Source organism: Martelella sp. FLE1502, from assembly GCF_053484255.1.
On sequence record NZ_JBAKFQ010000032.1, the window covers coordinates 1 to 19495 of the forward strand.

23 protein-coding genes and 1 tRNA gene are annotated in these 19495 nt (G+C 56.9%); 1 reads left to right on the forward strand and 23 read right to left on the reverse strand.

Translation table 11 applies throughout. From position 1 onward, the window contains the following. Positions 1-3: 3 nt before the first annotated feature. The 13 genes from V6767_RS20005 to V6767_RS20065 all read right to left on the reverse strand — a co-directional run bounded on the left by V6767_RS20005 (position 4) and on the right by V6767_RS20065 (position 7779). Positions 4-119: transfer RNA gene (locus tag V6767_RS20005), tRNA-OTHER, on the reverse strand. A gap of 56 nt (positions 120-175) precedes the next feature. Beyond that, on the reverse strand, positions 176-490 hold the full coding sequence (locus V6767_RS20010; protein WP_448475069.1) for a hypothetical protein: 315 nt from the start codon (positions 488-490) through the stop codon (positions 176-178). A gap of 52 nt (positions 491-542) precedes the next feature. Beyond that, on the reverse strand, positions 543-899 hold the full coding sequence (locus V6767_RS20015) for a DUF1515 family protein (RefSeq protein ID WP_448475070.1): 357 nt from the start codon (positions 897-899) through the stop codon (positions 543-545). Positions 900-1020: 121 nt separating this feature from the next. Continuing rightward, positions 1021-1299 carry a hypothetical protein gene (locus V6767_RS20020; RefSeq protein ID WP_448475071.1) on the reverse strand — a complete coding sequence of 93 codons (279 nt, stop codon included), beginning with the start codon at positions 1297-1299 and terminating at the stop codon, positions 1021-1023. Then, positions 1283-1501 (reverse strand): DUF7940 domain-containing protein, encoded by a 219-nt coding sequence (locus tag V6767_RS20025; protein ID WP_448475072.1) that lies wholly within the window; start codon positions 1499-1501, stop codon positions 1283-1285. Before V6767_RS20025 ends, V6767_RS20020 begins: the two co-directional genes overlap by 17 nt. After that, positions 1494-2243 carry an N-acetylmuramidase family protein gene (locus V6767_RS20030; RefSeq protein WP_448475073.1) on the reverse strand — a complete coding sequence of 250 codons (750 nt, stop codon included), beginning with the start codon at positions 2241-2243 and terminating at the stop codon, positions 1494-1496. Before V6767_RS20030 ends, V6767_RS20025 begins: the two co-directional genes overlap by 8 nt. An 11-nt stretch (positions 2244-2254) precedes the next feature. Next, entirely contained in the window at positions 2255-2572 is a 318-nt protein-coding gene (locus V6767_RS20035; protein WP_448475074.1) for a hypothetical protein, read from the reverse strand. A gap of 10 nt (positions 2573-2582) precedes the next feature. Next, a complete protein-coding gene (locus tag V6767_RS20040; RefSeq protein ID WP_448475075.1) occupies positions 2583-4658 on the reverse strand; it encodes a hypothetical protein in 2076 nt (691 codons plus the stop codon). Between the two features lie 33 nt (positions 4659-4691). Next, entirely contained in the window at positions 4692-5216 is a 525-nt protein-coding gene (locus tag V6767_RS20045; protein ID WP_448475076.1) for a DUF4376 domain-containing protein, read from the reverse strand. Then, positions 5216-6328, reverse strand: coding sequence for a hypothetical protein (locus tag V6767_RS20050; protein WP_448475077.1), 1113 nt, complete (start codon positions 6326-6328; stop codon positions 5216-5218). The genes V6767_RS20045 and V6767_RS20050 overlap by 1 nt, the downstream gene beginning before the upstream one ends. A gap of 65 nt (positions 6329-6393) precedes the next feature. Then, a complete protein-coding gene (locus V6767_RS20055; protein ID WP_448475078.1) occupies positions 6394-6741 on the reverse strand; it encodes a hypothetical protein in 348 nt (115 codons plus the stop codon). Continuing rightward, a complete protein-coding gene (locus tag V6767_RS20060; RefSeq protein WP_448475079.1) occupies positions 6738-7523 on the reverse strand; it encodes a KilA-N domain-containing protein in 786 nt (261 codons plus the stop codon). Before V6767_RS20060 ends, V6767_RS20055 begins: the two co-directional genes overlap by 4 nt. Next, positions 7516-7779 (reverse strand): Arc family DNA-binding protein, encoded by a 264-nt coding sequence (locus V6767_RS20065; protein WP_448475080.1) that lies wholly within the window; start codon positions 7777-7779, stop codon positions 7516-7518. Before V6767_RS20065 ends, V6767_RS20060 begins: the two co-directional genes overlap by 8 nt. Between V6767_RS20065 and V6767_RS20070 the strand changes: the two genes are divergently transcribed. Further along, the gene (locus tag V6767_RS20070) at positions 7772-8179 is read left to right on the forward strand and encodes an Arc family DNA-binding protein (protein ID WP_448475081.1); all 408 of its coding nucleotides are present in this window, start codon (positions 7772-7774) and stop codon (positions 8177-8179) included. The genes V6767_RS20065 and V6767_RS20070 overlap by 8 nt on opposite strands. Before the next feature lie 677 nt (positions 8180-8856). Here the strand turns inward: V6767_RS20070 and V6767_RS20075 are convergent. Genes V6767_RS20075 through V6767_RS20120 form a run of 10 tightly spaced genes read right to left on the reverse strand, consistent with a single transcriptional unit; the run spans position 8857 to position 19457 of the window. After that, positions 8857-12117, reverse strand: a complete 3261-nt coding sequence (locus V6767_RS20075; RefSeq protein WP_448475082.1) for a hypothetical protein — start codon at positions 12115-12117, stop codon at positions 8857-8859. A 3-nt stretch (positions 12118-12120) separates the two neighbouring features. Beyond that, positions 12121-13497: a hypothetical protein gene (locus V6767_RS20080; protein ID WP_448475083.1), complete on the reverse strand. Its 1377-nt coding sequence runs from the start codon at positions 13495-13497 to the stop codon at positions 12121-12123. 11 nt (positions 13498-13508) lie between these two features. Next, entirely contained in the window at positions 13509-14171 is a 663-nt protein-coding gene (locus V6767_RS20085) for a DNA transfer protein p32 (RefSeq protein WP_448475084.1), read from the reverse strand. Next, a complete protein-coding gene (locus tag V6767_RS20090) occupies positions 14171-14647 on the reverse strand; it encodes a hypothetical protein (protein ID WP_448475085.1) in 477 nt (158 codons plus the stop codon). The genes V6767_RS20085 and V6767_RS20090 overlap by 1 nt, the downstream gene beginning before the upstream one ends. Continuing rightward, a complete protein-coding gene (locus tag V6767_RS20095) occupies positions 14647-15204 on the reverse strand; it encodes an aspartyl/asparaginyl beta-hydroxylase domain-containing protein (protein ID WP_448475086.1) in 558 nt (185 codons plus the stop codon). The genes V6767_RS20090 and V6767_RS20095 overlap by 1 nt, the downstream gene beginning before the upstream one ends. 7 nt (positions 15205-15211) lie before the next feature. Continuing rightward, complete coding sequence (locus V6767_RS20100; protein WP_448475087.1) at positions 15212-15535, reverse strand: hypothetical protein; 324 nt, start codon at positions 15533-15535, stop codon at positions 15212-15214. Continuing rightward, positions 15532-16986, reverse strand: coding sequence for a hypothetical protein (locus V6767_RS20105; RefSeq protein WP_448475088.1), 1455 nt, complete (start codon positions 16984-16986; stop codon positions 15532-15534). Before V6767_RS20105 ends, V6767_RS20100 begins: the two co-directional genes overlap by 4 nt. Next, positions 16986-17795: a hypothetical protein gene (locus V6767_RS20110; RefSeq protein WP_448475089.1), complete on the reverse strand. Its 810-nt coding sequence runs from the start codon at positions 17793-17795 to the stop codon at positions 16986-16988. The genes V6767_RS20105 and V6767_RS20110 overlap by 1 nt, the downstream gene beginning before the upstream one ends. Continuing rightward, positions 17796-18185 carry a hypothetical protein gene (locus V6767_RS20115; RefSeq protein ID WP_448475090.1) on the reverse strand — a complete coding sequence of 130 codons (390 nt, stop codon included), beginning with the start codon at positions 18183-18185 and terminating at the stop codon, positions 17796-17798. 54 nt (positions 18186-18239) lie between these two features. Next, positions 18240-19457 (reverse strand): P22 phage major capsid protein family protein, encoded by a 1218-nt coding sequence (locus V6767_RS20120; protein ID WP_448475091.1) that lies wholly within the window; start codon positions 19455-19457, stop codon positions 18240-18242. Positions 19458-19495: the final 38 nt, after the last annotated feature.

The window sequence follows — 19495 nt, forward strand, 5'->3', positions numbered from 1 at the left end:
AAATGGTCGGGGTGGCGGGATTCGAACCCACGACCCCTTGACCCCCAGTCAAGAAATCAATCCAGATGTTGCAATATATGCAATGACTTGTGCGGCGATCAGTTTACACCACCACCCCGAAAAATGCCAATAGAATCAGCTTTCGCCCGTTTCAGATGTAAACCAAAATCGGCCCTCAATCCGTGATCGGAGGCCAGAAATTCGCCGGGGAAAATGCCCCCTTCTTGTCGAGGAAGGGCCGTTTGAAATCCTCGCTGATCAGTTCGATCTTGTACTTTCGCTCCTGAGCGCGGAGCCATTGCAGGTCTTCAAGAATGCCCTGACGCTTCAATTCAGCTTCATCGAAGACTTCCTTGAGGCGCTCGCGACGGCGCTCTTCGGCCTTTCGAGAACGGTCAACGTCAGCGCTCAAGGCCTCCATGATCTGCTTTTTCTGATCGATAGACAGGGCGGAAAGGTCCAGCCCTTCAACAGTCGGCTTCTTTGCCATGTATCATCTCCCTTGTTGGTGGAGATGAGAAATGCATGTCGCCGGGGATCGGTCAAGGTATTCTGAGCAGATGGCGAACCCATTGTGCAAACGCCTCGCCCATTGAAGCAGCGATAACACCCACTGAAACGCCTGACAGCGTAATCAATCCTGCGACGCCAAGGCCAAGCGTTTTGATCCGCTTCCAGTCGGCGGCAGCGGCCTTCAGGTCTTTCAACTCCTCGCGCACCTGTGCGTCGGCATGGACGCCGATCGTGATGTCTGTGCGAGCTTGGGCTACGTCTTCCGCAAGCCTGTCAACGCGGTCTCTGATGGCCTTTCGGCTCTCAGTGCTTTCCGCTCTGGAATCGCGCAAGTCCTGCCTGATCTCGCGCAGCTCCTGCATTATCAAATCTGTTTCGGAACCCATGCCGCCGCCTGCTCTATCTCACCAACAGCCGAGGCGTTCGCCGGCCCGGTCATTTCCGATCACTCGCAACCCGCCGCCTTCACCGACAGCGAGGAGGGCAACCGTTTCATTCGGAGAGAGGTTATTCGCCACGAACGGCCCACAGCCGCTCACACTCTGGCACCCGGCCAAGATACTCGACACACAGATCATAAGCGCCAAGACGCTGAAGTTTCGCATCATCCTTCACCCTTTCTTTTGTTGCATCGAGTGTGGCTTGCGCGACTGCCGCGCGTTCTGCATCGCGGCCTTCGATCCTGGCGCGTGGCAGGAAGATCATCTCCATCAGAAGGAAGACCACGGCAGCGCCAACCAGAGCCCCGGTAATCGCTGCCGGAGCCTGCTTAAGTAAGGCGACCATCTGGACCCCGCTTCTGTTTCGTGTTGCGAGCCAGAAGGTACGCGAACAGCATCACCCCGGCGATTACCGGCTCAGTCCAGTCCGGCAACATGGCCTTGATATCAGCGGGCACGATCGGCCATGTTGCCACCATCGCCGCAGACAAAGCGACAACGCGCGTTGACCAGCGTTTGAATTCCTGGCGCCATCCGTCTTCAAACATCGGTCTTCCTTCCGAAAAGCTTGGCGATTGCCATAAAAAAAGCCGCCCATGCGGACGGCGGGGTTTCGGGCTGTGTCGGTGCGTCCGGGGGCGGATCGCTCTGTATGGGCTTCCGTGCGTCTTTCACGGGGTCAAACGGCGTGTCCCTGATTTTGGCCCACTTGGCATACGCATCGGCAAGCTTCTCGTCGTACCGATTGATCCGGTAGTTCGAGCCGTTGTAGCCACGCGCGAACCCGGCCCAATCGTGATTGCGAAGCTCGTCGTCAAGGTCTGCCGCGATGATGAAGTTGACCGCTGCCTGAAGGTGGTTTTCCTCGTCGTCCATGAAGGCGAAGATCATTTCTTCGACGCTGTCGTAACCGGCAAGAGCGTAGTTGAAGCCCATGATCTGCCCGAGGCCGTATGAGCAAGACAGCAGCGCCGCGCGCTCATCGATCGCCATGGCGCGCATCAGCTTGCCATACTGTTCGCTTTCCTTGCCGTAGCCGCCCGGCGACTTGTTCGCGAGCCCGGATGCAACGCCAGCGGCTTTCTTGTCATCTGGCAGGAACTTGTAGAATTTGTGCCGTTCGAACAGGATGCGCGGACGCCCCTGTTTGTCGAAGCCGTTGCCGCGTGTCTCCGCGTCGAGGAAAGCGTGAATTTCATCCTCGCCGACGCCGATCTGATGGCCAATGCGCGGCAGGTCGATATCATCGATCCGCTTGGCGCGGCCTTTGAAATAGTTGAAGTCGGTCATTATCCGCCTCCTCAGGCGTTGCCGCCCGCCTCAGAGGAGAGGCGGGTGGTTGGGTTGGTGGTGGTCTCTAGACTATTATCAAGTCGCCTGAGTATCTCGGCCTTATCATTTTCCGAAAGGACTCGCTGAGGCTTTTGGTTATAATCACCCGCCACCATAATCCCGTAATTCGCCTGAAGCGACGAGGCCTCGATTGTGTGGGAACGGGCAGGTTGATGCCGCTTCGTCATGATTAAGTTTTTAAACCACGGCCAATAAATATATGCGAGGCCTAACAATGCGATGATCAAAATTGCAATTTGCATTTTTGGGATGTCCGTTGTTGTCACGATAGCGCTCCTAATATCCCACCCCGACGACGCGCCAGAAATTGGCGGTCAGCGATCGCTCCAGGTCCAAAGCCCCGTCGGTTACCATCGCGATATCCGCGCCGGTTGCATTACGGATCAGGCCGCCGCTGGTCGCTGATGTGTGTTTGATTGTCGTATTGCCGTTGTTTGCGACCAGCCGCACCCGCTGGCCGGGCTGGCCGCCGTCCAGCGCGGTGATCGTTGTTGCAGCCGAATTGGCAAGGACGAGCGTTTCAATGCCCGTCACGTCTGGCGTCGTGTCGCCGTCTCCCGCCGTGGAGCCGGAGGTGCATCGCGCGAGGTTGACGTGCTGGACGAATTTGAGCTGCTTGTGCCAGCGGGTATATCCGCCGCCCTCGATCCCCATTTCCAGCCATTCGCTGCCAGCCCCCGTGCCGCCTGAACGGAGCGTGCCGATCTTCACGTTGGATGGGTCGAGGAAGTACATGTCGTACCCCCACTTGACGAGCATGTCCCCGTGCATCTGGAGGCGCACATCCGGGAAGCCGAGGATCGGCATATCATCCCTGTCGCCAATCACGACGACAGGCCGCACCGAGCCTGCGGACACAGAGCGAACAAAGGTCCAACTCACACCCCCGTCAGAAACCGTGCCAGCACCGTGCGAGGGAACGTTTGCCCCGGTGGTGCCCGTGGAGGCGGCCACGTATAAGCGGCCGACGCCGGCCACCAGCGTCGTAACGTGGTCTCCTGCCGCAACTGCCATACCCTCGCGCCAACCACCCTTGTGGGGCGTGTAGTGCTGTGGGGCGGTGTGATCGAGGAGATACAGTTTCAAGGGCACGGCCGTGGAAGAATCATCCTGGAAGCCGAAATGCATGGAGGTCCAGGTGCCCCAGTGATTGCCAACGTTCTTCACGTTGATCACCGCTATACCCGGCTCGCCCGTCCCGGCTTGATCACCGACCTGCGTGTAGAAGTTCAGGATACGATAATAGGTCGGATCGTCATCGTAGGGGTCGAGCATCAAATCCAGTTTCGCCACCGTCCCGCTGGCGACGTGGCCGTTTGGCTCTATATGGATGCGCGTCGGTCCAGCGTTCGGATTCCGAAAAAGCAGGTTGCCAGATGGTCCGTCCGGGTTAAGAAGATCGACCCATTTGAAGCGCCCGCCGCCGCCGGTACGGATTTCATACAGTTTCACACCGCCCAATGTCGTGATCTGATGATCCGATACCGATGGTTCGGCAACTTCATACCAAAAGGCGTCAGCCTGAATTCTGGTGCCTTCCGGCCCAAGCGGCCCCGGAAACGAAAGGAGTTCTGACACTGTACCGAACTCAACTTTTCCAACAGGCGTCACATATGTCCACTCCCCGCCGACAACCTCGCATATCCACATACCCGCCGAGAATGCATACAGCACCTTGGTGCCGTCAGCAGGCACGGGATCGGGCAGAGACGTGACCGGTTCGCCCAGACCAGCCGCGATCATTGCGGCATAAGCCTGGGTTTTGTAAGTGTTTGCGGCCGCCCGGTCCAAGCCGGTCTGCACCTTGTTAGCGTCCGTAATCACGACGTTTTCATTTGTCGTGATTACATCGGCAGCGGTCTGCGCGGCATATTGCGCGGCAGCCGCCTCTGAGTTGAAGAACATGAGCGCCTGGATGCGTTCCTTGCTCGCATCGTAAACGCCAAGCAGGTACATATCCTTGGTTACGAGACCGGCGAGGATATCGTCCAGAGTGTTGTCAAGAAGCTTGAGAAACGTTGCCCCGCCATCGAGAGACACCCTCATTGGGCCGGTATTTGTCGCCGTGATAGGGATAAATACCATCTCACCATTGGTTAGCGACTTTGGAGACGTAGCAATAATGTCGTTCACGCCGCTGACATTCGTAAGGGGGACGACGTTACTTCCGCCTGAGATAGCCGCTGCCACCGCAGATGCCGCCGCCGCTTCCGCGTTCTCGCCCGTCGTTACGATCGCATTCGAGATTGTCTCTATCGACATTCTGCCCGGCGTGTTGTCGCTTGCGAGTCCAACAACCTGATTGAGGGCAACAGGAGGAAAGTCCCGCATAAGCAGGGGGTCATTAGCCATTGCGCGGCTCCTATGTATCGATGATTTGGGAGATTAGGCGGGCCAGTGGCCGTCGTCCGTGAAGTCTGAGGGTATCGGTACTGTGTCCTTGAGAGCACGAGCCGCGAAGATGTGAGCTTGCTTGTGCGCCAAAGCTGCTTGGCCGAGGGCGTACATGGTCTGCGCATCCATTTGATGCGTTGTGTTATCGCTGGCGATCCAGACAAAATCCTCGTCACCGCCATGCCAGCGATAGTCACCCGCCTGTGCGCCGTTGATGATTGCACCGAGAGCCGCAGTGGCAGCACCCGCTATATTCTCACGATCATCCGGGCCGGACTGGTATTGATTTCCACCAAAAGAAAAACCGGCGTCGATGCGCCGGTCTCTTTCTCTATTCACTTGTATCGCTGTGACAATGGGCGGACTGTAATCATCCGCCTCCGCTGCCATCGATTCGAATAGTTCGGTCCCGCTCGCGACTGTGTGAGGTATCCACCCATATTCCTGGTGGTTGATCTCTGCGTCGATCAAAAGATTATCAGCAGACGAGAACCGAGCATTTCTGAATTCGTACATCACGCGATCCTCATGAAAAGAGTAGTGCTCGTGGACGCTGGGGCAAAACCCATACACTTCCATGACCCCGTAACAGCGCCTCCGTAAGACCCGCCCCCGCCGTCGGAAAACGTCAAGATTGAGCCTGACACCACGTCTCCAGGAAGCGTAGAATTATTGAGTCGGAACCATCCGTACGTGCCTATGTCGCCATTGTTTTGAGCAACAATCCAGTCTCGCGTCCGATTATAGGACCGATCCTCGATTCGAGAGTTGATTGATGTGAACGCTGACGCGCTCCCCCATGCATTCCATGCTGAACCATTTATATTTCCGTCGTTTCCAACGAACCAGTTTCCCGCCGTGAAAACTCCGTCAGACTGGAAAACATATTGCTTTCCTCGTGACCAGATATAGGCGTCCGAGCCTGTGCGTTGGCCGAACTCGGCGTATGAATTGCTGCCATTATCTGAAGTGAACTGAATTCTGGCATCGCCGGATACCGTACTCTTGAACTCAGCTAACGTCGGCTGAGGTGCGGCAATGATAATCTGCCCTGTAAACGTGTCTGCCGAGGCGGGCGTCGTCATCAATACAAACCCGGAATACGAATTGCTGTAGATCGCCCAATAGAAATTCCCCTGCCGAATGTCGCTTGCAGACAAGGCAGTCGGACCCGATGACCGGCTATTCTTCAGCACCTGAACCGCAGGCGAACCGCCGACCGAAAGCGTTGTCGCGCCGGTGTTTGTCGCGCTGGCAAAGAAACCAATCGTTGCGCCATCCGTGGCGGTAAAATTCGATGCCGATAGCGTAATGGCGTTCGCCGTCCCGCCTGCCGTGCCGCCATACGAAATGCTCGTGATCAGCGGCTCCGATGTCACCTTGTCCCAAATCACGTTGCCGAAAACGTCTTTGACGATCTGGCGATACGATCCGGAACCGAATATGATCGCACGTCCCGCACTGTCAAGTTCGACCGGGTTCGTGTTAAGGATCGTCTGTTCCTGATCCTGCCACGTGTCTTTTGGTGTGGTCGTGTTCGGGATGTAGAAATAAACCTTCCCGCCGGCCAACGGTTGCCCATTGCTATCGAAAAAGGTCGTTTTGGCCTCGGGGAGGATTGTTGCCATGTTTTCACCCATAGAAAAAGGCCCGCGTGAGCGAGCCTGATTGATGTTTCAGATTTTACTTCGAGCTATGCGGCCAGAAAATGTTCGTTCTGGACGCGGATTTCGGCGGCGACGATCCCCATAACCTTGAGATTGAACCAATCGATCGGAATGCAAAACTCCATGAAGTTCCCGTTGTCGCGGGTCAGCTTCAGTTTGTTGTCGCCATATTCGAAGCTTGGCTCTACCCGGTAGAGTTCTCCGGCTCCGGGGTGCACCTCGATATAATAGATGCCGGGTCCCTGATACTTTTCGACCGGGGCCAGAAGCACATAGTCAAGCCCGCTCCGAAGACGAGGCTCAAAGGCATCGCCGATGATAGGCATAGCGCGAAGGCCGGTCGCGAAAGCATGCTCTGCTACTTCCTGCATCACTCGACCTCCTTCCGAATGAGGCGCAACTTGCCCTGCCCCATTCGCTCCGAAGCGTAGACCTTGGCGCGATGCAGAAGCCCGTTGCGAAGGAAAACGGCGGCCTTGTCAGGATCAAAAAGGCGAATTGCCTGTGATCCACGGTCATATCGCCCGTCATTCTCGATTGCAGCGCCCATTTCCTTCAGGCGGTTGCCGAACCAGACCGTGGATCCACGCAGCTTGGGCGGAAGCCGATGCTCATCCCATATCTGCTTGGCGGTCTTTCCGTGGCGGATCATGAAATCTCGCTCGGAAAGGCGTGCCGTCACCAACGGCTCAATCAGGACCGGCAGAAGGGCCTCAATCTGCTCGCGGATAACGACGCCAGTGCAGTTCTTGACGATGTTCCCGATGATCTGCCTGTCGTAGTCGGTCAGGTTATGAGCAGTCGCGACGGCTCGGCCTTCCATATGCGCCCGGACAACCTCGTTGCACCACATGTGGAACTCGTGGTTCAGGTATTTGGCGTAGGCGAGGCCGATCTGCCAATAGGCTGTTGTTCCCGGATTTCTCCCACCCCGAACAGTTTTGATGAGTTCATTGTGGGATTTTCCCACATTGATCGCCACGGCCTCTATGAACGCTTCGGCCTTTGGTGTCCTTACCCACTGTGCAGGATTTTGATTTTCCGGCGACCCCGCCGCCTTCCACATATCGGTGAGCGACAGCATTTCGCTTTTCGCTCCGATGGTCACGCCGTTGTAGACAAGCGGGCCGGATTTCTGGATAATGTGCTCATTCATCGTTGGTACCTCTAATACCGGTGGTGATAGACGCGCCGCCCGCCAAGTCGGCGCTGTTGCTTGAAGCAGCGGCGGAGGAGCCGACGCCAATCTGACCCTCCGTCGCTGCATTAGCCGGGTAAATCTTACCCAACTGATAGACGATCTCCGAATTCATCGACCGGCCATTTTCGATAGCCGCCGCCTTGATGCGATCCCGAAGGCCATCGGGCGTACGCAATGCAATCTGGTCCATTCCTCGGCTTGCGATGATCAATTCCAATCTCCTTTTTCGAATTCCAAATCATATCGCAAGCATACTAATATGCCAAGCATATCATTGCGTCAATCAAAATAGTAGGCTTAGCGTATCATCCCACACAGGAGTGATTGAATTGGGCCGAGTACCGAGTAGAGGAACAGATCAATTTATGGTTCGATTTCCAGACGGAATGCGTGAACGCATCCGCGAGGAAGCGGATAAAAATGGCCGGTCGATGAATTCGGAAATCATTCACCGCCTTGAACTTACCTTCGATGCCGATGTCGCAGACATCGATGCTCCCAAGGCTGATTGGCCCAGTACTGACACCGAAAAGACTCTGGTTTTAGAGATTGCCAAAAGGGCTGTTGCCGAATTCGTCGCGCAGAACAAGAAGTCCAAAAAGAACGACTGACTTGACACGACCCCGACTGCGCGCGACCTTGTTTCTGGGGATAAGTTCAGGGGAAAATAATGAAGTCTGTTGCAGCTATATGCGCGGTGTTGGTTTTGTCCGGATGCGTCGAAAGAGGCGGACCGGTGAAGATGTACGTATACAAAGAAGGCTACAGTAGATCTCAAATTCAGGACGCCGTCGACGCATGTAAGATAGCCGCCCTTCACGAAGTTCCATCCGATCCAAGGGTGATGTCTGTACCGGGATTCACGCTCCCAAATGGTTATGGCGGGTTTTCGCAAGGAATGCCGATTATTGGAACAGTTGATGCGAATAGAGACCTTCGCGATCGCCAGATCACAAGATGCCTTCAAGCCAACGGGTTTTCTGGTACGCCGAAACCCTTCTGTTCAATTGCAACAGAGAAGGAAGTCTCAGCTTATGAGCAATCGCTTCCTCCAAGCCAAGTGAGATGCATCCCGAAGTGAAAACCATCGACCATGATCCGCTAGAGCATCGCAAGTTTGAAAAATGGCGTCTCCGATATGCCGACGAACTGGCGTACCGGACGCTATGGAGGTTTTTCTATGCTTCCGCCGTGGCTATTTCGGTTTGCTGCAATTTGTATTTCAAATGGGAAGCGCAGCCGTTGGCGCTATCACTTCTTGCGATTATCCTCTGCGGCTCCGTTGTTGCTACCTACGTTGCCCTTCGAGACTTTGTCCGTTGGTTAAGAGGTTCCCTGCCGCTGGGACCGGTACAAGTCCGCCGCTTTTAAGCATTGGCCTCGAACCCATCATCAGCCGGTTAGCGGTCTTCGCCGCAGCCCCTGCCTGCAACGCATCAATGAACGCCCTCGTATCTCCGGACAAGGCCCGCGCCATAAGCTCGTTTCTGGCAACGTCACGGCCACGCTTGACCGCTTGCGCGCCCTTACGAGCCATTGATAGGCCAACACCAGCCGCAGCGCCGGGGACACCTCCGACCTGAAAGCCAGCAATGCCGGCCATCGGCGTCGTGATCGAAATACCGGGCTGAACCTCCGTCACTTGCGTAAGCTTGTTCACGGCCTGACGCGGTGCGGTCTGCGATCCAGCAAACAGCTTGGCATTCGTCTGCGCAATCCGCTGCTCATCTGCAAGGATCTTCGACAGCTTATCAGTCTCTGCCTTCCCAAGGATGATTTCGAGCCGAGCCCGGTTCATGCCGACTTCAGGGATCCCCGCGCCCTTGGCCGCTGCCGATCGAACCGCGTTGATCTGCGTATCCATCGCCACGCGCGCACCTTGACGGACAGCTTCTTTCTCCGCGTCCGATGCGCTGGAAATCCATTCGCGCCAGAATTCGGGACGATCCTCTAGGCCAGATGCGCCGGTTCTGTTGCGAAGGATGCCAAGACCGCGCTCGAAGGCATCGCCAACAGGATCGGCATATTCCGCCTTGAGGCTGGCGATGATCTTGTTCGCCTCTTTCTCACCCATCAGGATAGAAAGCTTCTTCTGGTTTGCCTCTATACTCGCCAGCTTGGCAACGCGGTCCACCTGCCCCGACGTATTCGCCATGGACTGCTCCAAGGACGAACGCGCGCCGTACTTGAGCGCCTGGATTTCATCAGGTGATGCGGACTTCACCCATTTTTCGAGCTGGGCCGGCGTGTTCTCAAGAGATTTCTTGCCGGTCCCTGTCGAGAAGATTGAAAGCCCCTTGTCGTAAGCCTCCATGACCTTGGACGGACCGGCCCACGCTTCCCTTGCCGCAGCATAGTCCGGGTTGACGCTGTCGAGCTTCTTGAGGAATGAGGCTCGTACTTTGTTGACCGCAACCCCTTCCTCCGAAAGCCGCCCCGTGACCGGATCGCGGGCGCTTTCGACCATGTCGTCAAGGCCCTTCTTGATCACGTTCAAGGTCCGCATGTTCGGCGTTCCGCTGATGATCGGATCGCCAGCGGCGTTGAATTCCTTAATGGCGTAATCTTCCGGGCGGAATGGCACGTCATCCGCAAGGCTCTCAAGCCGCTGTATGCGCGTGCCACGGTTCAGCGCCGTGCCGACAACCGGATCATCAAGAAACTGCTGAAGCCGTTCATCCCATGCGACCTTATTGGAAAGGGCCTTTTCGTAGAGCGGACGCGCGGCCTGCGAGCGCTGCGTCACCATGGCGTCAAGAGCGCCCTTTGGATCGGCAGCGGGCCCAAGAGCATCATCAAGCGAGCGTCGAACCTGCTCCGGCTTCAACACGGCGGCGGATTCACGAGCGCGAAGATCGTTTAGGATTTTCACAGTGTCGGGAGCCGTGCCGGCAGCATCGTCAAAGGCTCCGGTCACGGCATCCTTCGCCCCTGCCGATCTGGTCTGCGCGGCATCGTAAAGGATCGATCGAGGCGCGCCGCCCTGATTAGCGAGGTTCATGCTCATCTGCTGCAAGTTCGGATCAACGTCCATCGGAGCGAGGCGCGGATTTGTCGCCATTTCCGCAGCGACATCATCAGCCGTCTTGCCGCTGGCGCGCATCGCCTCCATGAGGTTGTTACGAGCCGCACCGCGAGGCGTAGCGCCGGAAAGCATGTTTGCGCCCTTCGACATCGCTCTTACACCGCCCTCAAGAGCGAAGGGAGACGCAATAGCTGCGCCGACACGCGCCCAAGGCTCAAGAGCCGTTCCTTCCGTGGCCTGCCCAGCCGCTTCGCTTGCGACACCAGGCACAACACCAAATCGGATCGCGTTCGCAAGCAGATTTCCCGGTGCGGCTACCGCCGACGGGATAAATTCAGAAGCAGTTCCGGCGTACTTCCCAACGGTCGTTTTCGGCTCATAGGAAGCTGCACCGCCAGTCGCAGCATCAATGTAGCCCCGAAATGCTCGCCCGGAAGCAGGATGGTTCTCCGGGAGATCGGAGCCAGTAAGCCAGTTCACCCCCTTTGCGCCAAGTTCATATACGGTACCAGGAACACCGACCAATTCAGCCGCGCCACGAGTGAGGCCAGAGCCAATAGACTTAACCGTGTCCTGGACGCCAGCAAGGCTACTACCGGGCGCTTCCTTTACCGCTTCTGCCATCTTTGCAGCGGGCGCGGAGTCAAGACCGAATTTCTGGATTAGATCACCGTACAGACCGCCGTTTCCGCTCGCAGGGGTGCTGGAACCGCCATCAAGGCCAAACTGCTGCACGAGCGCGGAATTGTCGGGCTGCTGCGCCGGGGCCGTAGCATCGAGACCGAACGACTTGATCAGGCCGGAATAATCTTCCTCCTTTTTCTCCTCACGCTGAGGCGTCAGATTGGCCGGCGCAAGTTGCGTCTGAGGGAAAAGGCTCTGAAAATTGGCAGGCTGATTGCTGAAGGGAGCAGGAACGTTCTGCGCAACAAGCTGATTGTTCGCCGGAGGTTGAGGCGCAGAAGGCATCTGTCCGCCGCCAGCAAAGGCCGTGAGGGCCTGTGCGCCACGATTACCTTGTGGAACATCGCCATTGAACGCAAGCGCACCTACGCTTTCCACGCCGGGGAAATATGCCTTCTGCTGATCGGTAAGGCCCTTCTCCCACGATCCGCCAGCCATACCGAGGTTATCGGACCCGCCAACGTCGAAGTGCATGAGGTCCATAGCCCCATACTTTCCCTTCTTGCCGGAGAAGTAGCCGCCCCAGCGGAACTGCTTGCCAAGCTCGGGATACTCGGCCTGCTGCACCTGGCGCGCGGCCTGCGCAAAGGTCTCGTAAATCGGGAAGGTGTCAGCGGTCTGGTAATTGTCGAGCGGCTTTCCATCGGGGCCAATGATGCGGATATCAACGGCATTGCCGTGGCCATGCTGGCGCTTGTCACCGGGACGATAGCCAGAATATGCCTCAACGGTAAAGCCGGTGGCATCCGCAGCCTTGCTGAGAATATCGACAAGAACGGGATCAACCTTGTCAGCGCCGCGCGCCACAAAGTTGCCGACCGTGTTGAATTGCCCTGCCATTGATCACTCCGCAGAAGGAGGCGAAACAAGTCCAAGCTGGACGGCGGTATTGAGCGAGCCGAGAAATTTTTGTTTACCGGCGTCGTTCAGGCCTTGGAAATATGCCGCCCGGTCCTGCGGCGACATCAAGTCTACACCATACGCAACCGGGTCTTGCTGAGCGTTGAACTCGCTTTTCCAGCGATTGTATTCCGATGGGCTCGCGCCTGTGGCACCAAACGCACGGGCCTGAGCATTCTGCATGCGGCGGAGCGCCATTGTGGTTTTTACCACATCGACGGCAGCGGCGTTCGAAATCCCCACGTTCGCATTTCCGCTGAAGGCGGCTGCGAGTTTGTCGTTCGTGCCGGTGTCGCCAACGGACGCGGCGTATTGGACCAAATATTTCCGCGCTTCATCGAAGTTCTTGATTTGGTCTCCGGGAATTGGAACGCCCATCGAAAGCAAGAACGATTTGACCTCGTTGATCTGCTCCGTGCCGGGGCCGGTGCCTGTCGGACCAAGCTTGGAAAGAGCATCATAAGCCTTGGTCAGCGGCGTCATTTCCTGCTGGAAATTGCCCTCCCGCTCGACATCTTTCGAATATGCGGCGGTGCTTGCCTGAGCCTGTGCGGATTGAGCCTCGACCTGCCCAGCCGGTGGGCTCGCGACAAACCCACCCGGAACATTTTGAGCCGGTGTCGCCGGAGGCAGAGGTCCGCCGCGCTCAACCGCCCCAAGAAGGGCATTGCCGCCCTGCTGAATGGGATTTGCCGTCATCGGGTCAATGCCGGACTGCGACAGAACATTCCCCTTCGGAACAAGAACGCTGCGGCCCTGCTCATCCGTGGTCTGGACAAGCTGCCCGCGCTCCGAAGGGCTCAAGGTCTGATCGATCGGCGCGCCGATCGCACGAACGCCGGTAATCGGACTGGACGTGACCGGCAGCGTCTGACTCCCGTTGCTGATCGTGCCGGGCGTTCCGTAAATCTGCTGGAACCGGGTTGCGCCGTCCTGTACTTGCACATTCATAGTCTGAAGCCACTGCGGAAGATGTGACGGATCACTCGGCATAGTCGCGAGTGCCGTTTGCGCCTGTTCCGGCTGAATGAAACCTTGCTTCACGGCATTATCAGCATACTGCTGAACAATGGCGGGGCCCTCCGGCGTACCGATGCGCGGGTCTTGAGCAAGGCTCCCGACCAAAGCGCTAAGCCCCTTGTACTGCTCCATGGCGAGGTTATAGCGCTGCTGATCAATCTGGACCTGCTGCGCGGTCTGCTGCCCCTGCAAAAGCTTGTTCTGTTCGCCAAGGTTGCGGATTTGCGCCGCCGTGCCGAGGTTCTGGATAAGCGAATTCTGGTTCGCCTGAGGATAGAAAGAGGTGTCGATGTCGGCCATCTTAAAATCCCTTAATACAGTCCGCTGGAGAATCTTGGGGCGTTACTCTGTGGCGATTGCTTCATCGCGTTCCACGTCAGGTAATTTGATACGCCATTGCCGAGAGAGTTGGCCGCGCCAACCATGCCAGCGGCCTGCGCCGTGCCGCCTGCAATAGTGTTCTGCCCAACGCTCTGCGCCGTCTGAGTCCCAAAGCTTCCCGTCTGAGCCGCCGCGTTCTGTCCGATATTTGTGATCCCGGTCAACATGTTATAAGCGTTCTGCTTATTGACCAGCGCATTATTGAACTGGTTTTGATACGTGCTGTCAGCGAGCCCCGTGGCGTAGGCCGCCGCCCCTTTAAGCGCCGCGCCAGAACTGCCAAGCCCACGTGCCGCAGCACTATTCTGCGTCGACTTCAACCCCTGATAGAGATTGAACTGGTATCCTGGGGTCTTTTCAAGCGTGGCTTGGTCCATGACGATAGGGGAAGACAGGCTGTCGATTTGAGCGGAAAGCATGTTCTTTCCGTACTCACCAAGATTGCGATACGGATATAGATCTTCCCTCGTCTGTGAATACATAGCAAGCTGCTGGTCAGATGCTTTGTCTGTGGCTTTGGCCTGCTTACTTGAAGCCGCCATTGAGGCCCCAGCACCAACGACAGCGGAGCCAACTATTGCAGTAGCAACCATCAGCTTTTCTCCTCGTCAAGGAATTTCCAGAACATGATTTCCGTCTCGGAAAAGCCGACAGCCTCAACAAGGCGACGGGCGAAGCGGGCATGTTTCGTCTTGATCCCGACTTGCATCAGGCGGACGCCGCGCCTCTTGCATTCCGCGATCCATGCATCGAACAGAATGCGGCCATGGTTCGCGCCGCGCTTCGTGGGATAGACAAAGAAAATATCGCCCGTGCAGGTCAGGCAAGATTGATAGTGCAAGCCCGGAACAACGAAACTGACCATATACCCGACCAGTTCGCCTGCTTCCCTGAGCGTGATATAGATCACCTGTCCGGCCATCGATCTGGCGAGGTATAGATCATATTGCGGATCAAGCGGAATGCCTTCGGCGCGATGCTCCGAAAGCTCGTTGTAGTGCTTGGGGAGAAGCCGCTTAATCTCTTCAAGCGTTGTCTCGTTAAGGTCTTCCACCTGCGCGGTAAACATCACTCGCACCTCAAGTCAACGATCATGACGATCCGGTCATCTGCCGAATTGTTCACCACGGAATGTTCGACGGCGTTGTTGATCCACCAAACATCGCCACTCCGGAAATTCACCGTCTCATCGCCGATATGGAACACCGCGCCGGGAAGAGACTGAAGCGCGATCTGATATCGCTCATAGTAGGTAGCGGGCGCGCCTTGATCCTCGTGCGGCTCGATCACTTTTCCCGGCGCAAGCTTGGTGATGACCACACGGCCAAGTCGAGTTGCTTCCACGGTGCGCATGAGGTCGAAAATGATCGGACGAACGTGCGGGAGCCGATGCCACGCGGCTTGCGCCTCAGATTCCTTGTCATCAACGATCGTGGCCGGATCGCCGGTCTTCAGAAACTCGTCGAGGTCGTTGAAGCGAAGCAAAATGTCGCTTGCCTGCGCATGTGCCGTGCCGGGGTGCTTCGTGCGGATCGGGTTCGCGTCCCAAAGCTCGGGCTGGCGCTGCAACGCGTTCATGAGCGGCGTGACATTCAATCCCGCCGCAAGCTGCTGAAAATACTTCATTGACGCCTCAATCTGGAATGAAATGCACGGTCGGAGATGACGAATGCGTGATCGTAACCACGTCGCCGGTTGCGACAGGGACGAATTGAGCACCGGTCACGTCGATGGTGACGCGGGCGCGCTTTAGACTGATCGCCGACACCGTTCCGCCCAAAATCGACAAAGAACCGCTCTGAGAGGCGGCAATGACCGTCGGCGACGATGGCGCGGAGATCGGCGCTATTGCTTCCGCTGGCCCTATCAGCGCGTTAAAGAACCGCACCCAAAGCGGCGTCGGGAAGCCGTCTCGGCTCGCAATGGGCTGATTTGACGCCGGGATGACGGGTTTCATGTCTCGCTCCCGTTCGTAATAACCCATGCGCCATTCAGGCTTGTCTTGACCGGTGCGGACCACGAAATCTCAAACACGCGATCCCGTGCGATTCCGAGCCGCCTCCATTGCGGCTGAACATAGACCTGTCCCGCAGATCCCATGGACTGAAGAACGGGATTGCCGTATGTCGCGCCGCGTGTGTCGCTCCACCTGAGCGAAATCATCGGCGGATCATCCGTCATTGTGCCCCCGGTCTGCCCAACTTCCAGATCGGCTGCAAACCGCGTGTATTCGATTCGGTTCCCGTCACCAACGATATGCGGGAAGGTCCGAATGCGCGGGATCGGTTGACTTCCATCGAGGTAGTAATTCTGGTCGTAGACGTAGAGCGTTCCGTTCTGGAAATCGCCTGCGAAATTATGGTTGTAGGCAAAGGCATAGGCATTTGCCCGGTGACGAATGATAACCCCGTTGCCATCCACAGAGCCCCGTTCATGCCACTGGCCGGTGGAAAGCTCGTATACCCATGTCCTATCCTGCGACGGGAACGTTAGGACGTAAAAGGAATGCCCCTCGATCTGGTGACAATATCCGATTGCGTCGTCAATCTTGGCATATCCTTGAATGTCCTGCTCAATGGCATGTGTCGATATCCGCTTGATCGCGTAGCCGTTCGACCGGACAATGACGGCCTTCCCCTGCCGGTCCTGCGCCAGCCAGAACAGGAATACGTCCTGCTGCGTGAGCGAGTACGGCGCGGCGCATCCGTGATCAACAAACGCCCCCTGTATCCTTCCGAAGGTGAAATCTGCCGCCCCGGTATTGGCCCAAATCTCAGATGTCAGTTCACCGATAAGCCACAACTCACCGTGATTTGACGCGACCGCAACAATCGGATCAGCAGACCCGGTCTTTGCCGCTATATCCAGGCTGTCGAACGCCGTTCCGCCCGTGAGCATATCATAATCAGAGTTGGACAGAGAGATGTAGAATTCCGCCGTTCCGGGGCGGTTGAAAATGAAATACGTGTCGAGATAGGCCACGGTGGTAGCACCATAAAAGGACGCGCCAGTAATGGCCCCAAAGGCATTGTCGGACATGCGAATAGCCCAGCCTGCCGAGCCATCGACAAGGACAATCACTAAGCCGTTATCCGCAAACGAAACCGGCGTCGTTTTCAGCGGAACCGTCCCGATCGAGGTCCAGTTCAGACTTTCGTTGATATAGTAGACCGTCGAATTGACCACGGCAAAAAGACTGCCGTTCGTTGCTCGATACAGAGCCCGTATCCGCCCCGAAGCCGGAGATACCGATACTGGTCGAAGACCCGGCGTCAGATAGTGCGTCACCGGAACCGGAGGCGTCGATGCCCGTGGGTTTTCCTCGGGGTAGAGATTGACGCACCGTTGTGCCGCAGCGATCAGACTACGCGCCTGATACGCACCCCCGAGAAGCGGTATTCGCGCCATTATCTGCCACCGCCATCGGAAAAGATGTTGTACCGACCGCCACGAGAGCCCGGAAGGTCACTCGGCAGTTGAAGCTTTGCAAGTTGCGTGTTTGCGGCCTTGATTGTGCGTTCCGCAGCGCTGGCCAGAGTGGCAAGCCCCTGATCGATCGGCAGACGGTAAGAAACCCTCAGGCGGACAGCTAGGCTCAGTCGAAGTGCTTCCTCGTATTCCGGAGGAAGGGATAGATTGATGTCCAGAGACGAAAAGCGCTGAAGCGGCTGTTTGAACGAAATGTGGATTTCGTATAGAGCCGATGGAACTGGCCAGATATAGACCTTCCCGAGTGGCCACCCTGAATCGTAGAACAGCGCAGCGGGAAAGGAGGTCATCTGCTTCAGAGCGATGCGGTTGTATTCCTCTTTCGAGGTCAGAACCTGAAGCGGATAGTCAACATTCGATTGAGCATATCCGCCTGACTGAACCGAGAGCGTAGCGCCACCATCAACACCGAAAGGCGTATCGGGCTCGGCATCGACTGGCGTTGTGGTGGGACCGCCCGTGATGCGGAAATATGCGCTTTCGACGGAATCTATACGAGCGACGTTGATATCGCCGCCAATCCCGAGAGTGTAATATTCCGCTCCCGTGGCCTGGAAATAGGCATCCGCCAGATGATAGACCATCCAGCGCCGGCGAGACCATTGCGCCAGCATGGCATTGAGGTTTGACAGCGCATCGTTCATATCCTCGGCAAGCGGAGTCTGGCCCACACCGATCACGCCAGCGTCTTTCATCGCCAAGAGAATGAGGTCGCGCGCCGTCGTCATTTACTCGCCCTCGCCGGCTTCTGCGATCTTTTCGTTGATCTGCTCCAAGGTCCATTTCGGGCCTGGGCGCTTGCCGAACGTCTCAACATACAAGTCACGTGCGGCCTTCATCTCGGCCTTGGCGTCATCCTCGCTATCGCCAGCTTCGCTTTCGTTGCTGTCGGCGGGTTCAGCGTCATCGCTATCGCCCTCGCCGGCTTCTGCGTCGTCTTCAGCATCATCGTTACCGACCTCCGAAACATCGGCATCATCGGGCTGATCGTCCGCGTTTTCGTCGCGGGCTTCGCCGTGCCATTCTTCAAGCAGCGCCAGTTCTTCGTCCTCGTTCTGGACGACCTGCCCCATGGCCGCATGATCCGGGTGATAGAGCATCTTCGGATATTCGATCATTCGATTACTCCTGATTGGGAAAGAGAAAAGGCCCCCGAAGGGGCCGATTCAAAGTCAGATCTTGTCAGCGAGCGCCACGGCCCATTCGGGGCGAATGAACTTGTAGCCGTAGATCACATCAAGGCGGGTCGCGAGTTGGTCGGAACCAATCACGTAGTCGGTGATCATACGGAGCGAAATGCCGTCGTACTGACGACGCGCCGCTTCATGCACGCCCTTCGGCAGAACCAGGTCAGCCGTGGCAAGCGTGATGGCTTCGGGAGCGTAGGAGATGTTTTTGCGATAGACCTCGGAGGCCTTGGTCACAAGTCGCACCTGAGCGCCATTCGCCGGAGACGCGTCAACGGTCTGGTACTGAACCGCATTGCCGCCGCTGGCCGGGATGATATCGGGATAGATCGAAATCGACGTACCGCCGCCCGCGACATCAGCCGTGACAACGAACTGGCGCAACTTGCCAGTCGTCTTTTTCGTCACACGGTTAACGGCATATACGCCGTCAATGGTGATGATATCGCCCTTTTTGATCGTGCCAGTGATCGCCGAAACAGCAAGAGTGCTGCCGGTCTGGCCCGCGCTGCTGGCCGCACCACCCGCCGAAAACGTACCGGTGGTGTGCTTGATGACCGTCTGGTCCATGAAGAAATCAAAGCCGAGGCCGTTCTTCATCTGACCGGTACGGTACTGCTGCGAGATTTCCGGCGTCGGGTTGAACAGGCCGGAAAGAGAACCGACGACACGGGCCTGCGACCACGGATCAAGCACGGTCTTGCGTCCGGGCTGGGTCGGGGCCGAATTGTCATCAAGCGATGCGCCAGCTTCCAGAATTGTGGAAGATGTCGGGCTGATGATATTTCCCGAACCGTCTACCGCCGATACGAAATTGCAGACGCCGGATTCAACGCCGCTCATGACATCAGAAGCGATGTCGCCGGCGAGGTTGTTCATCATCGGCATCAGGACGCGTTCTGAGTAATCGTCCAATTTCAGTGCTCGCTCAGCGGAACTGAACGCAACGTCAACACCCTTCTGGCTCTGAAGCGGCAGAGAGGTGTACTTTTCCGCCGTGTCCTGCGTGGACAGGGAAGCGCCGGTACGAACCGTGAAGTCGTTCGGCAGGCGGATGCGCAGCGTGTCGCCAATCTTTGCGCCGTCAACGGCGAACTGGCTGTCATACTGCGTGTTCAGGTTTTGAATGAACATGTTGCTGTTCTTGAAAAGAGAAACAGCGGCCCGCGTGATCATGTCGATCGTGAGGATATTATTGGCCATGGTAGGCTCCTATTCGATGGTTTCGAAGGGAAATCGCA

Excerpts from the sequence above, each read along its gene's own strand:
- V6767_RS20070 (WP_448475081.1), top strand. The coding sequence starts at position 7,772 with ATGATCAATTCCAATCTCCTTTTTCGAATTCCAAATCATATCGCAAGC.
- V6767_RS20100 (WP_448475087.1), bottom strand. The coding sequence starts at position 15,535 with ATGAAACCCGTCATCCCGGCGTCAAATCAGCCCATTGCGAGCCGAGAC.
- V6767_RS20105 (WP_448475088.1), bottom strand. The coding sequence starts at position 16,986 with ATGGCGCGAATACCGCTTCTCGGGGGTGCGTATCAGGCGCGTAGTCTG.
- V6767_RS20030 (WP_448475073.1), bottom strand. The coding sequence starts at position 2,243 with ATGACCGACTTCAACTATTTCAAAGGCCGCGCCAAGCGGATCGATGAT.
- V6767_RS20110 (WP_448475089.1), bottom strand. The coding sequence starts at position 17,795 with ATGACGACGGCGCGCGACCTCATTCTCTTGGCGATGAAAGACGCTGGC.
- V6767_RS20040 (WP_448475075.1), bottom strand. The coding sequence starts at position 4,658 with ATGGCTAATGACCCCCTGCTTATGCGGGACTTTCCTCCTGTTGCCCTC.
- V6767_RS20025 (WP_448475072.1), bottom strand. The coding sequence starts at position 1,501 with ATGTTTGAAGACGGATGGCGCCAGGAATTCAAACGCTGGTCAACGCGC.
- V6767_RS20050 (WP_448475077.1), bottom strand. The coding sequence starts at position 6,328 with ATGGCAACAATCCTCCCCGAGGCCAAAACGACCTTTTTCGATAGCAAT.
- V6767_RS20045 (WP_448475076.1), bottom strand. The coding sequence starts at position 5,216 with ATGTACGAATTCAGAAATGCTCGGTTCTCGTCTGCTGATAATCTTTTG.
- V6767_RS20080 (WP_448475083.1), bottom strand. The coding sequence starts at position 13,497 with ATGGCCGACATCGACACCTCTTTCTATCCTCAGGCGAACCAGAATTCG.
- V6767_RS20015 (WP_448475070.1), bottom strand. The coding sequence starts at position 899 with ATGGGTTCCGAAACAGATTTGATAATGCAGGAGCTGCGCGAGATCAGG.
- V6767_RS20120 (WP_448475091.1), bottom strand. The coding sequence starts at position 19,457 with ATGGCCAATAATATCCTCACGATCGACATGATCACGCGGGCCGCTGTT.
- V6767_RS20060 (WP_448475079.1), bottom strand. The coding sequence starts at position 7,523 with ATGAATGAGCACATTATCCAGAAATCCGGCCCGCTTGTCTACAACGGC.
- V6767_RS20020 (WP_448475071.1), bottom strand. The coding sequence starts at position 1,299 with ATGGTCGCCTTACTTAAGCAGGCTCCGGCAGCGATTACCGGGGCTCTG.
- V6767_RS20095 (WP_448475086.1), bottom strand. The coding sequence starts at position 15,204 with ATGAAGTATTTTCAGCAGCTTGCGGCGGGATTGAATGTCACGCCGCTC.
- V6767_RS20090 (WP_448475085.1), bottom strand. The coding sequence starts at position 14,647 with ATGTTTACCGCGCAGGTGGAAGACCTTAACGAGACAACGCTTGAAGAG.
- V6767_RS20010 (WP_448475069.1), bottom strand. The coding sequence starts at position 490 with ATGGCAAAGAAGCCGACTGTTGAAGGGCTGGACCTTTCCGCCCTGTCT.
- V6767_RS20075 (WP_448475082.1), bottom strand. The coding sequence starts at position 12,117 with ATGGCAGGGCAATTCAACACGGTCGGCAACTTTGTGGCGCGCGGCGCT.
- V6767_RS20115 (WP_448475090.1), bottom strand. The coding sequence starts at position 18,185 with ATGATCGAATATCCGAAGATGCTCTATCACCCGGATCATGCGGCCATG.
- V6767_RS20085 (WP_448475084.1), bottom strand. The coding sequence starts at position 14,171 with ATGGTTGCTACTGCAATAGTTGGCTCCGCTGTCGTTGGTGCTGGGGCC.